Source organism: Rhodococcus jostii NBRC 16295 (assembly GCF_001894825.1).
GTDB classification, from domain to species: domain Bacteria; phylum Actinomycetota; class Actinomycetes; order Mycobacteriales; family Mycobacteriaceae; genus Rhodococcus_F; species Rhodococcus_F jostii.
The window spans coordinates 46,103-60,979 of record NZ_BCWY01000042.1; the positions used below are offsets into that span (position 1 = coordinate 46,103).

The 14,877-nt window shown below is 64.7% G+C and carries 17 protein-coding genes; 2 read left to right on the forward strand and 15 right to left on the reverse strand.

What is annotated here, in order from left to right; translation table 11 throughout:
* The first annotated feature begins 108 nt into the window (after positions 1-108).
* Positions 109-1,872, forward strand: a complete 1,764-nt coding sequence (locus RJ1_RS25380; protein WP_378380540.1) for an ABC transporter ATP-binding protein/permease — start codon at positions 109-111, stop codon at positions 1,870-1,872.
* A gap of 37 nt (positions 1,873-1,909) precedes the next feature.
* Here the strand turns inward: RJ1_RS25380 and RJ1_RS25385 are convergent, their stop codons facing one another.
* Complete coding sequence (locus RJ1_RS25385) at positions 1,910-3,502, reverse strand: HD domain-containing phosphohydrolase (RefSeq protein WP_073365026.1); 1,593 nt, start codon at positions 3,500-3,502, stop codon at positions 1,910-1,912.
* 140 nt (positions 3,503-3,642) lie between these two features.
* Between RJ1_RS25385 and RJ1_RS49340 the strand changes: the two genes are divergently transcribed.
* Complete coding sequence (locus RJ1_RS49340) at positions 3,643-3,831, forward strand: TA system antitoxin ParD family protein (RefSeq protein WP_378380555.1); 189 nt, start codon at positions 3,643-3,645, stop codon at positions 3,829-3,831.
* A gap of 34 nt (positions 3,832-3,865) precedes the next feature.
* On the opposite strand, the gene RJ1_RS25395 is transcribed toward RJ1_RS49340, so the two are convergent.
* From RJ1_RS25395 to RJ1_RS25460, 14 genes are all read right to left on the reverse strand, one after another.
* Positions 3,866-4,099 (reverse strand): ferredoxin, encoded by a 234-nt coding sequence (locus RJ1_RS25395; protein ID WP_073365028.1) that lies wholly within the window; start codon positions 4,097-4,099, stop codon positions 3,866-3,868.
* 5 nt (positions 4,100-4,104) lie between these two features.
* Positions 4,105-4,986 (reverse strand): SDR family NAD(P)-dependent oxidoreductase, encoded by an 882-nt coding sequence (locus tag RJ1_RS25400; RefSeq protein ID WP_073365030.1) that lies wholly within the window; start codon positions 4,984-4,986, stop codon positions 4,105-4,107.
* A gap of 110 nt (positions 4,987-5,096) precedes the next feature.
* Positions 5,097-5,243: a DUF1059 domain-containing protein gene (locus RJ1_RS25405; RefSeq protein ID WP_073365032.1), complete on the reverse strand. Its 147-nt coding sequence runs from the start codon at positions 5,241-5,243 to the stop codon at positions 5,097-5,099.
* Between the two features lie 116 nt (positions 5,244-5,359).
* Positions 5,360-6,709 carry an MFS transporter gene (locus tag RJ1_RS25410; RefSeq protein ID WP_073365034.1) on the reverse strand — a complete coding sequence of 450 codons (1,350 nt, stop codon included), beginning with the start codon at positions 6,707-6,709 and terminating at the stop codon, positions 5,360-5,362.
* A gap of 64 nt (positions 6,710-6,773) precedes the next feature.
* Positions 6,774-7,964: an aromatic ring-hydroxylating oxygenase subunit alpha gene (locus tag RJ1_RS25415; protein WP_073365036.1), complete on the reverse strand. Its 1,191-nt coding sequence runs from the start codon at positions 7,962-7,964 to the stop codon at positions 6,774-6,776.
* A 45-nt stretch (positions 7,965-8,009) separates the two neighbouring features.
* The gene (locus RJ1_RS25420) at positions 8,010-9,425 is read right to left on the reverse strand and encodes an aldehyde dehydrogenase family protein (protein WP_073365038.1); all 1,416 of its coding nucleotides are present in this window, start codon (positions 9,423-9,425) and stop codon (positions 8,010-8,012) included.
* A 228-nt stretch (positions 9,426-9,653) separates the two neighbouring features.
* Complete coding sequence (locus RJ1_RS25425; protein ID WP_073365040.1) at positions 9,654-10,316, reverse strand: TetR/AcrR family transcriptional regulator; 663 nt, start codon at positions 10,314-10,316, stop codon at positions 9,654-9,656.
* Positions 10,317-10,386: 70 nt separating this feature from the next.
* Entirely contained in the window at positions 10,387-10,902 is a 516-nt protein-coding gene (locus RJ1_RS25430) for a flavin reductase family protein (protein WP_073365043.1), read from the reverse strand.
* 11 nt (positions 10,903-10,913) lie between these two features.
* Positions 10,914-11,231, reverse strand: coding sequence for a hypothetical protein (locus tag RJ1_RS25435; protein WP_073365045.1), 318 nt, complete (start codon positions 11,229-11,231; stop codon positions 10,914-10,916).
* 31 nt (positions 11,232-11,262) lie between these two features.
* The gene (locus RJ1_RS47880; protein WP_240319672.1) at positions 11,263-11,583 is read right to left on the reverse strand and encodes a hypothetical protein; all 321 of its coding nucleotides are present in this window, start codon (positions 11,581-11,583) and stop codon (positions 11,263-11,265) included.
* A 197-nt stretch (positions 11,584-11,780) separates the two neighbouring features.
* Positions 11,781-12,266 carry a lipocalin-like domain-containing protein gene (locus tag RJ1_RS25445; protein ID WP_073365049.1) on the reverse strand — a complete coding sequence of 162 codons (486 nt, stop codon included), beginning with the start codon at positions 12,264-12,266 and terminating at the stop codon, positions 11,781-11,783.
* Between the two features lie 18 nt (positions 12,267-12,284).
* Positions 12,285-13,460: a thiolase C-terminal domain-containing protein gene (locus tag RJ1_RS25450; protein ID WP_073365051.1), complete on the reverse strand. Its 1,176-nt coding sequence runs from the start codon at positions 13,458-13,460 to the stop codon at positions 12,285-12,287.
* Entirely contained in the window at positions 13,457-13,939 is a 483-nt protein-coding gene (locus tag RJ1_RS25455; protein WP_073365053.1) for a Zn-ribbon domain-containing OB-fold protein, read from the reverse strand. The genes RJ1_RS25450 and RJ1_RS25455 overlap by 4 nt, the downstream gene beginning before the upstream one ends.
* A gap of 74 nt (positions 13,940-14,013) precedes the next feature.
* Positions 14,014-14,826 (reverse strand): mycofactocin-coupled SDR family oxidoreductase, encoded by an 813-nt coding sequence (locus RJ1_RS25460; RefSeq protein ID WP_073365055.1) that lies wholly within the window; start codon positions 14,824-14,826, stop codon positions 14,014-14,016.
* Between the last annotated feature and the right edge of the window lie 51 nt (positions 14,827-14,877).

The following is a 14,877-nucleotide window of genomic DNA, read 5'->3' on the forward strand; positions in this document are numbered from 1 at the left end:
GCCCGAAGCTTGCCTTATCGGCTCCGACTTGGATCGGTTTTCGGGGACCTCGCAATTTGAGGCAAACGCCCCATGCGACCACGGAAGCGGCGGACCGATGATCAGGGCATGACAAAACGAATTCAGGAATCACGAAGATCACCGGTCATGACCGAATTGACGTGCGAGCGGGACGATACGCGGACTTCCGATCACGCACCCGGAGCGCAGGGCGGCGGGCGGGTCGATGCCGTCGACGTGAGCAGGCGTGTCGGGGCGCGGCAGATCCTCCAGGACCTGTCACTGTCGGTCGAACCAGGCGAGTTGGTCGCCATTGCCGGCGGCAGTGGAGCAGGAAAGAGCACACTGCTGGAGATCCTCGCGGGATTGCAACCACCGTCTTCCGGGGAGGTTCGGCACGACGGCGTGGTTCGCGGCGCCCGACTCAGCGCCGATTCCCGTATCGGCTACGTGCCCCAGGACGACATCATCCACCGCGAGATGCCCCTGCGGCGCACGCTGCGCTACGCGGCGCGGCTACGGCTGCCTGCCGGCACGTCTGCGGCCGAAGCGGACCGGGTAGTCGAGGAGACCATGCAAGACCTCGACCTGGCAGATCAGGCCGAGGTCCCGGTCCGTGCACTCTCCGGCGGCCAGCGCAAGCGGGCCAGTATCGCCGTGGAGCTACTCACCCGACCACACCTCTTCTTCCTCGACGAACCCACCTCCGGGCTCGATCCGTCAACCGCAGCCGACGTGATGCGCCTGCTGCGCCGACTCAGCCGACACGGGGTCACAGTCGTCCTCACGACGCACGAGCCGGCCGGGATCGACCGGTGTGACCGAGTGGTATTCCTGGCTCGCGACGGCCACCTGGCCTTCACCGGCAGCCCCGCCGAGGCTCGGCGCTACTTCGACGTGGAAGACCTCGCCGACGTGTACGACCGGCTGGCGCGTGAGCACACTCCTCAGATCTGGGCGCAGCGATTCGCGGCCAGCGGTGGGACGTCGGAAGCCCGGCCTGCCGTGGCTCCACTGCCCATCCCGGCCACCCGTTCAGCCGTCGAACGCACAGGCATGGTGCGGCAATGGTGGCTACTCACGCGACGCAACATTGACGTTCTCCTCCGCAACCGGCTGACCCTGGCGGTCCTGCTCGGCTCACCGGTGCTGGTCACGGCGATGATGGCGACGCTGTTCCAGCGCGGCGCGTTCGATCCGCATAGCGCAGCCGACCTCGGCCCGGCCCAGATCGTGTTCTGGATCGCATTCGCCGGCTTCTTCTTCGGCCTGACGTACGGCCTTCTCCAGATCGTCGGGGAGATGGCCGTCTTCCGGCAGGAGCGCCTGGCCGGGCTCAGCGTGGGCGCCTACGTGGCATCCAAGGTGACAGCGCTGCTTCCGGCGCTGGCTGGAGTGAGCGCACTGCTCCTCGGTGTCCTGCGGGCCCTCGGTCGGCTCCCCGCCGTCGGATGGGACGTATCCGCCTTCCTGTTCGTCACGATTCTGATCGAGGCGACCTCGGCACTGGCCCTCGGCTTGCTCGCCTCCGCCGCGGTCTCCAACGCCGCACAGGCCGCCCTCGCCCTGCCGATGCTCTGCTTCCCTCAGGTTCTGTTCGGTGGCGCGATAGTCCCCGTTGACGCTATGGCCGTCCCGGGACGCTTGATGAGCCTCGGACTCTCCAACCGCCACGCCTTCGAAGCACTGGGTCGCGACCTGGATCTCGACCGGTACAGCACCACGCTGCCGGCCATGTCCGCCTACGGCGACACCTTCCACGGAGGCACCGGCGCCAGCCTCGTCGCGCTCGCCGCGTTCGCAGTTGGCCTCACGCTGGCCACGGTGTGGGTACTGGACCGGCGATCCCGGCCCGGCGCATCCCGGCGATGACGCCCCGCGCAGCCGGTCCCGCCAGATTCCTGATGCTTCACTTCCCGACGACCGCATTTACCGGGAAGCCCACCAAACCCCGATCGATCGCGGCGAGACTGGCCTGCGTGCGGTTGTTGACACCGAGCTTGGCGTAGACACGTTCGACGTGGTTGCGCGCCGTCTTCTCGGCGATGAACAGTTCAGCGGCAATTTCTCGGTTCGACCGGCCCTGCGCGACGAGTCGCAGGATCTCGACCTCGCGGTCGGTGAGGCCGGCTGGCCAGGGCGTCCGCCGCGACAGCCGCTGCCCGGCCGCCGCCAGCACGGCCGTCACCGACTCGGCGTCGAGGCGTCCGGCGCGCGCCTTTTCTCGCAACCGATCAGCAGCGCCACGAGGATCGAGCGCCGGCCGGTATGGACGCGGTTCGAGGAATCGCTGATAAGCATCAGCCGTGGCAAGCAGCCGGTCCTGCGCGGTCAACTCCGCGCCGGCGATCCCCCGGGGAAAGCCGGACCCGTCGATCCGTTCCCGGTGCTTCATTGCGACGGACACCACCGGCTCCAAGCCGCTGACTCGGCTCAGTATCCGGCCGGTCAGATCCGGATACATCCGTACCCGTTCCCATTCAGCGGTAGTGAGCGGCCCCTTCTTCTCCCAGATCTGGTTGGACACTCCCATTTTGCCGAGGCTGTGCACGAGGCCGGCACGGTAGAGATGCGTGATGTCCGACGGCGACATGCCCAGGCGTCGGGCCGCCCCGGCCACCAGATTCGCGACGCCACGCGAATGCCCCAGGGTGAACGGAGATTTGAGATCGACGAAATCAGCCATGGCCCCGAGCAATTCGTCGCTCTCCTCGGCCGTCAGGGTTCGGTCGCGATCCGGCGCACGAGCCAACGCCGCGATCCAGACGTCCATTTCGAGCAGTCCGTCCACGATCGCCGCCGCGTCACGTTCGAACACGTCCGCCACGGCCGGGCTGAACTGACTGCCGCGCCGGGAACGAAGAACGCCCTTCGCGTGCTCGAGTCCACCCGTCCGCAGGTGCACCTCGACGACGTCTGCCACGTGAGCAATGTGGATCTCGACGGGGATACCCTCTCCGCGGGAACCGTTGGGCAACCCCCGGCCGTCCCAGCGCTCGAAGACGTAGGCCAGCGCCTTTCCGACCTGCCCGTCCAGGCCCATCCGATCGGAAAGAACCCCGGCGGAACTGCAATGCGAGTGGATCAGCGTGGCGACCTGGCTGCGAGCCGCGACCAGAAAGACAGCGGCACGGATGCCGCGCTCCCAGCCCGGCAATCCGCGTCCCACGTGACTCATCATCAGCCGCAGAAACGGCAGGCCGGTCATGTCCACCGCGTAGGTGTCGGCCCGGAACGCAATGTCGTCGCCGAAGAGCGCCGAGAGTTCGTGGGAGTCGGCGTGACAACCGATCCACCCGACCAGATTGGCGTAGTACACGGTCGCGCGCTGTTGCGGGTCGAGGCCCATCCGCTCGGCGATCCGCGTCGCGATCAAGGACGACCGAAGCATGTGTTCCATCGGCTGACCCAGACCGAGGTCGATCGCCAGCGATACCGCGGCCAGCAGTTCAGCTCGGCTCAGACCTTTTCCCGAGCCGGACAGCGTCCCATGCGGGTGCATCTTCCCATTGTCCACCTGAACACGGCCATGCCGGCGCGAAAGACGAGCCAACGGCCGATTCGCTCCAGTATGTAGCAGATAGCTGCACCCAGTGGGGAGAGAGCGAAGCGATTCCTGGGACAGCGGACACGGTCACTCGCCTGGCTGCCGACCTGGTGGCCGGCGCCACGGCCGAGGGACAACGACAGCACCGCACCGACCGCCTGCAACTCGAACACTGGGCTCGGGTGGCGTCGTACACGAAGCCGCGCGGCGGCTGGATCTCGACTTCTGTGCCTCCCGAGCCCGCAGCCCTCGCCGCTGCGGAGTCGCACATGAGCTGCGGATAGACGAGTCGGACAGCCGTCGCTTCAGGCAGCAGAGTCAGGACGACGCAAGAGTCAGTGCCCGTTCGGGGCACACCGCAACGGCCTCCTCGGCCGCCGCGATGTGCTCGTCGAACCCGAGTGCGTCACGGAGTATCATCGGATAGCCGGCATCGTCACAGTCGACGACCTCGGGGGAACGGCTGTAACACATACCGTGCCCGGCGCACACCGACCGATCTACGAGCAGTCGGCGCGTGTCGCGATGCGACTCCAAGTAGTGCTCAGTCATCAATGTCACTCTTCGCCGGTGACCATGGGCGGCGGATTGTTCCCATCCTCCGGGAACATCATCGCCACACGAGACAACGTGCCGCCGTCCGTCGTCGGAAGCGTCACCCCCGAGATGTACGCCGACTCATCCGACACCAGGAACAGTGCAGCACGTGCGTTATCCTTCAGCGACGGTGGACGATTGAGCTTGAGCGGGATCGGCGACACTGTTGGATCCCAAAGACCTGCCACCTCCTCGTACGACTGCCCCACTACCGGCGAACCCGCCGGGGCCAGGAAGTTCGGCGACATTCCGTGCGTCGGCGCGATCGCATTGACTCGGATTCCGTACTTGCCCAGATCCAGGCTCAGCCCCCGAACCATACCGTTCACACCGGCTTTCGTCGCCGAGTACGCCGCGATGCTGTGGTACGCCACGAATGATGCCGCCGACGATGTCGCCAGGATGGCACCCCCACCGTTGGCCCGCAGCGCCGGCACCGCAGCCTTCGCGGTGTAGAACACACCCGACAGGTTCACGCCGATGACGTCCTGCCAGTCGGCGTCGGTCAGATCCTGGAACTCGACCTGCTCACCACCCGCGACCGACGGCACACCACCACGCGAGACGATGCCCGCGTTGGCCCACGCGATATCGAGCTTGCCGAACGCCGCCACCGTCGCCGCCACCGCATCGATCACCTGCTGTTCGACTCGCACATCCGCAGCGACCGCGATCGCGGAACCGCCCTGCTTCTCGACCAGCTCGACCGTGCCCTTCGCGCGCTCCGGATCGATGTCGACGACGGCGACCTTCGCGCCCTCCGACGCGAACAATTGCGACGCCTCTCGCCCCAGTCCGGACCCGGCACCGGTGATCAACGCGACCTTACCTTCGAGTTTCATGGAATCTCCTCAGCTCGAGCATGTGAACAGGGATGGAAAATGGTGGATCACAGCGACTTCCAGTCGGAGCAACGCTGCGGTGTGGTCGAATGTGCGTACACGCGCTTGGGCTAGTACGCGATGAAGAGGATCTCGTCGCGGGAATACTCCATTCCCGGGTGCGACTCAGCGAGATGCGCCTGAGTCTTCACCACCAGATCGTCTTCGTCACTGCCGGCGATTGCTGTGCCGCACGGGCAGGTCAGTCTCGTTTTCATTCTCATAGTTGTCGGCCTTTCTGTGCCTTCCTGAAGTCGACGTGACTTCTGCCCGTTGATGGTCTTCGTGACCCGCTCGCATGTTGTCCCTTCAAGGTCGTGGGCTCGATTCGTGGTCAGGCAGGTTCCGTGGCCTTCTCCACAGCCGCAGGCGTCTCGCTCACGGCTCGCTCGTTCCGAGGAACCGACGCCACCAGCACCGCGGCAGCCACTCCGGCGATGGCGAATGCGTAGTAGGCCCAGGTTGCTCCGAGGGCGGAGCTCATGATCAGGCCCGTGAGAATGGGGCCGACGACGCCGCCCAACCGACCGAGACCCACCGCGAGTCCGAGCGCCGTGCCACGTGCCGCAGCGGGGTAGAAGACGCCGACGAATCCGTAGACAGCGGTCGTGGACGAGGCGCAGAATCCGATCAGCAGGACCAACCCGAACACCAGCGCCTGTGCCGGCTGCAGAGTCAGTGCGGCCACAGCGAGCGCACCACCGATGAAGCTCACCGAGATCACTGGGCGTGAACCCAGTCGATCCGCCAGACCCGTGATGACGACCATGCCGATCCCGCTACCGAGATTGAAGGCGAGCAGGAAGGCAAGTGCGGATCCGAGATCGTAGCCGGACGACCGCAACATCTGCGGAATCCAGGTGTTCATGCCGTACGACACGAGGAGGCCGAAGAAGGTGATCAGCGGGAACATGATCGTCGCGATCCGGTAGCCGGGTGCGAGCAGGAGCTTCAGTCCCGACATCGTCTCGGTATCTGCGCTTCGCGACCGGCCGAGGGCCATGCCCGATTCCGCACCGTCATCGATCGCGTAGCGGTCGGCCAGCGCGCGGGCCTCGTCGTGCCGCCCCTTGCTCGTGAGGAAGGCGATCGATTCGGGCAGATGCCGGAATGCAATGACAAACAGGGCGACGCCCAGGATCCCACCCGCCGCGAACATCGATTTCCAACCGAAGGCGGGGATCATGAAGATGGCGGCAATGGAGACCAGGACACCTCCGATGGGGAAGCCGGTCTGGATGACGCCGTTGTAGAACTGTCGTCGATCGACCTTGACGTATTCCTGCGTGAGCGCGATCAGGGTGGGGAGTGCACCGCCGAAGCCGAGGCCCGCTATCAGCCGGAAGAGGCCGAATGCCTCCAGGTTCGGTGCAAGGGAGCATAACCCGGTGAACAGACTGAAGCTCGCGATGCAGGCGAGTACGACGGGTCGCCGACCGATACGATCTGTTATGTAGCCGGCCAGCATCGCACCGGCCATCATTCCGAACAGCGACAGGCTTCCGATCAGCCCCGCCGATGCGGTGGTGATTCCCCACTGTTTTGTTTCCAGCAAGGTCGGTAGAACCGCGCCGAACATGATGAGGTCGACACCATCGAGGATGGTAATTGCCAAGCAGGTGAGCACCACGGAGCGGGCGCCCGAGACGGCCCTCTCCGTCCCCGGACCGGATAGCTTCGACATGGTAGTTCCTTCAGGTTTGGAGTAGCTGGGTCCGATGAGTCGGCGACGTGCCGGTGGGTTCTTATCATCCCCACCTTCGCGGATCCGCCGACGCCCGGGCCATCCACCGATGGAAGTGCTGGTTTGCAATCTCGTTGCGCCCGAACAGGAGCGGTCCTATGTCGGTGTTCGATACCGCCTTCTGCAGTCCCTCGTTGACGACGAGGTCCTCGTCGCGGAGCACGGCCATGAGGATGTTCCAGTTCTTGTCCCACCGCGCCTTCTGCTCGTCGGTCACGGCGGGTTCCCGGGTGAGGAGGCGCATCTGCATGCGAGTCCCGACGGCCACGCCCGGAGCAGGTACGAAGTTGAGAACCTCCAGATGGTCCGGTTGACGCAGGACCGACATATTCGGCATCAGGAAGTGCGCAACGGTGATGTGCCGATCGATCGACGCGTCCCCGGGTTCCTCACCGCGGACCGTGTCGATGCTCTTGCGTGCCGACACCATTCGGCCGTGCCTACCCATCGGCTGCCAGAACTGTGCATTGTTGTAGAAGTACGGGGCAACAGTTCCGGCATGAGTCGAGGTGATGTGATAGCCGTCGAGGAAGGCGTCCATCAGGACCTTCCAGTTGATGTCCACATCGAAGTTCTCGGCGACGTAGCAGGTGTACTTGTCCATCTCCATGGCGGCGAGGGAATCGTCGAACTCCTGGCCGAGCCACTCGGCGACGTCGAGTTTGCGATCACCGGCAGCGGAGTCGATGATCCAGACGAAGCCGTGCCGCTCCTCTACCGGGACCTCCAGCAGGCTCATACAGCTGCGATCGACCGTTCCGAACGTCGGCTCGTCCGCGATCGACCGCAGGGTGCCGTCGCTCCCATAGGCCCAGGCATGATAGCGGCACGAGAAGACCCGCTTCGTGCCCTTGCCGTCAGGCACGAGCCTGGCTCCTCGGTGCCGGCAGGTGTTGACGAAGCCACGCACTCCCCCGTCGGCCTGCCGGACCAGAACAACTTCGTTGTTGGGCAGTTGGACGGTCAGGAAGTCGTTCTTACCGGGCAGTTCGGTGCTGTGCGCTGCGATGATCGGAACGTATCCGAACAATTCGATGCGCTCGCGGGCCGCCAGTTCCGGATCGTTATAGACCCTCGGATCGATCTCGAGGATCGCCGGCGCCATATCGGTGGTGCCGTTCTCGATGTGATCGAACATCGATCGTGCGAATTCAGCCTTCGTCGCCTCGTCGTACGGTAGATCGGTATATAACATCGTGCACACTCCTTCGGGGGCCCGAAAGGCCCTGCAAGAACGACGCTAAAGCTGCAGACTCTTGATTTCGGTGAACTCGTCGAGACCGAATGCCCCGCCTTCACGCCCGTGACCGGACTGCTTGAATCCGCCGAATGGCGCAGCGCCGTTGAACTTCCCACCGTTGACCTCGATCTGCGTTGCACGCAGTCTTCGTGCAACCGACTTCGCGCGCGCGGGGTCGGAGGACCAGACGGCGCCTGCGATACCGAAGATCGTGCCGTTCGCGATCTCGATCGCTTGCTCGAGTGTGTCGTACGCAATGATCGACAGCACCGGTCCGAAGATCTCCTCCTGTGCGATCGTGGCGTCCGGGTCCACGTCGGAGAACACGGTCGGTTCCACGAAGAAACCGGTGCGTGCCGGTGCGTCGACCGCGCCGACGACGAGCTTCGCGCCTTCCTTGACGCCCGTTCGGATGTAGCCGAGAACGCGCTCTCGCTGGGCTGCGGTGACCATGGGGCCGAGCTTCGTGCTGCCGTCGGTCGGGTCACCCGGAGCGTATGCAGCGACGGCCGCAGCCGCGAGCTTCTCGGCCTGGGCAAGGCGAGAGCGCGGCACGATCATGCGGGTCTGCGCATTGCAGGACTGTCCGCCGTTCATGAAGCACGCGCGCACGGTGTGCGGCACGGCGTTGGCGAACTCCTCGTCGCTGAGGTCCTCGAGCAGCACCGCTGCGCTCTTTCCACCGAGTTCGACCGACACCCGCTTCACCGTTCGGGCGGCAAGTTCGAGGATTCGTTTGCCCACCGAGTTCGATCCGGTGAAGCTGACCATGTCGACGTCCGGATGAACGGCGATGGCCTCGCCGACGATCGGTCCGTATCCATGGACGAGGTTGAACACACCGGGTGGGATCCCGACTGCATCAACCGCTTCTGCCAGGGCGCGGGCGGAGAACGGGGCCACCTCGCTGGCCTTGACGACCACCGTGCACCCGGTGACGAGTGCAGCGCCGATCTTCGCAGTGATCTGGTGCAACGGGTAGTTCCAGGGCGTGATGCATCCGATCACACCTACCGGCTCGCGCACGATCAGGGAATTGCGGAGCGGTTCTTCGAACGGGAAGTCCTCGGCAGCGGTCACCGCCTCACGCAGATCGACTATGCCCAATCCGACCTGTGCCCAACGAGCGACCCTGCGCGGGGTTCCGACCTCGGCGACAACGAGGTCGGTGATCTCGTCCTGCCGCCGCTCCAGTTCGTCGGCCAGACGGGAAACAAGTTCCGCCCGTGCGCTCGGCCCGGTGTGCGACCATCGCTCCAACGCCCTTCTCGCAGCGGCGACCGCGAGATCGACATCCTCTGCGGAGCCGGCGGGGACATCCCCGATCAGCTCCTCCGTGGTCGGGTTGACCACGTCGATACGCTCATCACTCGCGGAGGTAGTCCACTTACCATCCACATACAAATCAAAGGTCACGATGGCTCACTCCGCATCGGTAGTTCGAATTCACCGGGCAGCTCGAAATGAATGTCCTGACAGGTCTCACACCCCGCAATGGACGAGGCCGGCGCTGAAGTCACTCTTCGCTCTGGACAGGATCACCCGGCTGGAACATACCTTAAGGTTGTAGGTACCAGGATGTCAAGGCAGACAACGCACGTCCGAGAGACGAAAAGGCCTAGGCTGCAATATTTTCGACACCGCTCACGATCCGATGAGATCTCGCAGGCTTGCGTCACTCGGTGCCGCCGTGGCCCCGCTCATCACACCGGCCAGGAATCCGCGGATCGTCACTACGAAGAGTTCGCGCGACGACCATCGATTGGCCGCCAGGGCGTGGGTAAGCGTCGGGTGCCTCCCCGCATCGACGTTCGGGAAGATCTCCCTGCTGTCGACCGGGTCGCGCATGAGATCGGTGAGAGTGGTCGCGAGAGAGAGCTTTTCCAGCCCGTCCAACATCACCACGTGCAGAGATGCCGGTACGCCCGCGTCGTCGAGGATTCGAGCGCACTTCTCGTATGTGCTCGTGAGTACGTCGCGCGGAAGGAACTGCACCAGCACCAGCGCCGCATTGGGATGACGGAGAATCGCGTCACGGTAGTTGAGACTGAGGTCGACGAACCACTCCACCCAATGCGTGTTCGGCGGAAGATCGGGAACGAGAGCCTCCGTCATGATCTCCTTCGCCACCTCCGTCATGAGCTCACGACGATCAGCAAAGTGGTGATACAGCGAGGACGTCCTCACGTTCAGGTGCTTGGCGACGCGCGGCAGACTGAATGCATCCATTCCTTCGGTGTCGATGATCTCGATGCTTGCCGCGATCGTCGAACTCCGACTGATCAGAGGCTTTACCGGTCGTCCCATCACTCCCACTTTCGATCGAAAATCGGATCGCACGCATCCGTCCGATAACGCGGCGACGGAATCGTCTCACTCATGAACCCGTGCTTACGATCTCGCCGTACCGGCTACGGTGGAAAACCAGAGGTTGCGTGGCCGAGTCGGCCTCGAAGTCGAGCATGTCGGCGACTGCAATCAGGTGATCGCCACCGTCGTGCTCCGCACCGAGCGCCACCTCGAACCAGGCCGCCACACCGTCCAGGATCGGCGCTCCGTGCTTGGCGGGACGCCACGGCACTCCGTCGAACTTCGGGCCACCCGATTGCGCGAAGCGATCGCTGAGGTCGCGTTGCCCCGCGGCGAGCACGTTGATGCAGAACGTGTCGGCTGTACGAATCGTGGGCCAACTCGTCGAACGCTTGCTCGGGCACAGCAACACCTGGGGCGGGTTCAGCGACAGTGCCGAGAACGACTGGCAGGTGAAGCCCACCGGTTCGTCGCCTACCACCGCCGTCACCACCGTCACGCCGGAACAGAAATGTCCCAAAACGTCGCGGAACGCCCGAGTGTCCACCACCGAGCGCGCACTCCTGTCCAATCGTGTCGACATGTGTCGTCCTCTCATTCACTCGCTGCGATGATGTGCACCCTGATCTCCCCTGCGGGACTGAGCCATCCGCGACGCTCGGCATACTCGATCATCGCCTCGAATCCGGCCGACCACGAATCGTCGGACGCCCTTGCCCCCGCGAGGGCACGGATCGTGTTCGGATCCACGAAGACGTTCCGCCCGCCGGACAGACGGCCGAGGGACGAAAGTTGTTCTGCCGAGATACCCTGCTCCGGATCAGCGGGTTCGATATGGAGGGAACCGAACTCGCCGGCCTCTTCGAGCCGGATCTGTGGCGCTCCGGGTGTCCTGTCGACAACGATCCGCACGGGCTACTGCGCTCTCGGTGGTGGATGGAATTCAGCTGGCACGTCGGCGCACCGTCGGGTCCGGCGTCAGGCCATGGGTTTCGAGAATCGGCAGCACCTCGGCCAGGAGCAGGCGCACGCATGCATCACGCGAATCCCCCGCCGCAACGGCCGGAACCACCGTGACGCCGTCGGCGACATCCGCCGCACCGATGTCGAGGATCAAGCTCGCGAGCCCGCCCGGCGTTCCGACATAGACGACGGCGTCGACCCCAACCGGGTCCGCAGCCGACGGATGTTCTCGCTCCCACATCACTTCGGAGCGCGCTGTGCGAGCGTCGGTCGCGATGTGGACGACGACGTCGAGCAGCACGTCGATCCGACCACCAGATGTGCCGCCGTCTTCGAACCCTGCCCGAATCCGCGAGCGCTTCTTCTGCGCCGCACGAAGGTCCGGAGCTGTCATCCGTACCGTATCCAGGCCACCCGGTCGACGGACCAGTACGGTGCTGTCGCCCGGCGCGGTCGGTGTCGACAGGTCGACGGCAACGGTAAGCTGCACCCTGCCCGTCACGCTGTCCGCCCCGTGCGAGGCACGGTCCGTCGCCAGACCAGCGCAGGCGACAACGTGGTGGTGCGGAACACGAGAGGATCCGACGACAGGGTCATCCAGTCACCGTCGAAGCGCACGTATCGCTTCTGGCTGTCGCCGATCCAGTTCGGATACAGCGATACCGCCATCTCGTGCCAAACGACGGAGTTCTCCTCGTCGACGTGATACGGACCCGAGTACGCGAGGTATCCGCCGGCAGCCTCGCTTCGTTCGCTCATCTCGCCACTGTGCACGTTGGGTGACCGGTATGGGGTTCGGTCGCGACGCATGATCTGCGCCGACATCAACCCGGCTGCCGAGTAGATGATCAGTCCGCGCGCTTCGGGCCCCAGCGGGTACCCAACCTTGCCGGTGTCCGACGTCGTCGAGTACTCGACGAGATCCCAGGACCCGACGATCCGGTCGGCGATCGAGACGCCCTCGATGTCGGTCTCGGTGCTCATGTCCTGCTTCCTTTCAGCTCACAGCACGTCGTGCGTGCAGAGAAGGATCGAACTCGACAGGGCGGCCATTGGTCCGCCGATGAAGAGAGACACCCTCGCATCGGGAACCTGGTTGGTCGAACTTCCACGCAGCTGGCGCACGGCCTCGACCGCCAGCCCCATTCCGTTGACGAACGAATCTGCCAGGTTGCCACCGCTGGTGTTCACCGGGAGCAGCCCGTGCGGAGCGGTGAGATTCTCGACCGTCATGACCTTGCCGGCCTCGGCACCGCGCGGGCACAGCGAGTGATCGATCAGTGCAGCTACCCCCGAACCACTGAAGTTCTCGTAGACCTGGACGACATCGACTTGATCGGGACCGAGGCCGGCATCCGCCCACAGGGTTTCCGCGACCCCGTCGGGCCCGGAGAATCCGGCCGAGGTGTAGTCGAGGTCGTTCTCCGTGTCGACGGCGTATCCGCCCACCGCGCCCTGACTGCCGGCCAGCACATACGCCGGTTTCGGATGGAGTTGCTCGGCGCGCTCGGCGGCTACCAGGATCAGCGCGACCGCTCCGTCGTTCTCACGTGAGCAGTCGTAGAGGCGGTACGGCTCGCCGATCATCCGGGAGGCTCGATACCGCTCCTCGTCGAGTGGACGGCCGAATGCCGCCGCATCCGGATTCTGCTGGGCATGGAAGTAGTCGGCGAGCACGAGGGACCTCATCGCGGATTCCGGAACACCGTCGTGCTCGAGCATCCGCCGAGTGCGCAACGCACACGCCTGAGCCGGCGATCCGACCCCGTGCGGGAGCATGTGACCGTCGAAATGATGCTTGGCGTATCCGAGTCTCCCGGAATCCTTCTGTGCCATAGCGCGATACACGACGACGCAGTGCGCCTGACCCGCCGCGATCGCGACCGCCGCGTTGGTGATCGCCGCGGCGGCGCCACCGCCCCCGCCACCCCAGATCATGGTGGACCATCGGATCCGGTGCGACATGAGCGACGCCCCCACTACGGTTCCGTCGTTCTCGCCGCCGCCGTAGGAGACGAACCCGTCGATCTCGCGTGGTGACACGCCGGCATCGGCAGCTGCCGCGACGATAGCCTGCAACGTCATCCGAAGCTCACTGTCGGTCGATTCTCCTCGCTTGTAATAGAACTCGTTGACGCCTACCACAGCGGCCGCCCCACGGAGAATAGTGTCAGTCATCGGTGCTCCCCCCGCTCGGTCTCGGTCGACGTGCCCGCCCGTTGCCAGCGGAGCAGAGGCCAGGGCGAATCGGCAGGCTGCTGGATGAGGCCCGTCACTTCATCACCGATGGCGATGTCGGTTTCGCCGTTCTCGGCCAGCAAGCCGAGCACCCGGCGTCCCCCGGCATGTGGCAATTCGACGAGCACCGTGATGAACGGCTGTTCGCCGGCCAACTCCGGGATGAACGGGTGCCAGGTACGGGACCACGAGAAGACCCGTCCTGCCGGTTCCACGGCGACCCACTCCGGGTCGAACGCCTGGCATTGCCCACAGATCCAGCGTGGCCCCCAGATCCACAGGCCACACTCGGCGCACTTGTGCAGACGTAGCTCACCTGCCCGCAGTCCCTCCCAGTACGGCAGGTCCAGGCCGTCCGCGTACGGACCCGCCAGATCCGTAGCCGGAAATTCGCGGACCACTCCGGTACTCGGTGTCATCGGATCGCTCCACTCTCGTGAATCGGCATTTCACTCCTTGTCCTGCGGGTGGGCGTCGCGGCCGGCCTCATCGGTCAGTGCTTGGTCAGGTAACCTGCGTCGATCGGCAGGTCGATCCCGGTCACGTACTTCGCAGCGTCGGACACGAGCCACAACACGGCGTCGGAGATGTCCTGCGGTTCGAGCATCGTCACGTCCAGCAGGTTCGTACGGTCGTTGTCCTTCCACTTCCGCACCACGTGCGGCAGCACCTGCGACAGGCCGACCGCCATGGGCGAATCGACCCCCGTCGGGTTGACCGTGTTGACCCGAATGTTGTGTTGGCCGAGCTCGAATGCGAGCGTGTCCTTCAGCCCTTGCAGTCCGTGCTTCGCCGCTCCGTAGTGACCCCACGACGGAGCAGCGCCCAGGCCGTCGACAGACGAGGTGATCACGATCGATCCGCCTCGGCCGCCCTCGATCATCACGGGTACCACGGCCTTGCATGCTTTCCACGCGCCGGTGAGGTTGACGTCGAGCATCGCCTGCCACGCGTCGTCCTCGATCTCGATCGTCGACTCGGCGTGATCGTGGATACCGGCGTTCGCCAGCAGGATGTCGATGCGTCCGAATTGCGACACGGCCAGGTCCGCGACAGCCTTCATGTCCGCACTGCTCCGGACATCCGCCTGGATGCCGGCAATCTCGCCGCCGGCTTCCTTGACCAGCTGCATCGTCTCCTCGAGATCCTCCTGTGTCGCGAGTGCGTACTGCACCTCTTTGATCGGTGCCGCGACGTCGCAGACGACGATCTTGGCACCGGCAGCGGCGAGTGCGAGCGCATGCGAGCGACCCTGTCCTCGTGCTCCACCGGTGATCACTGCTACTTTTCCGTCGAGTGACGTCATCGATACTCCTGATTTCGAAATAAGGGTGTGGCGGTTCGGAATTGGCCGGTT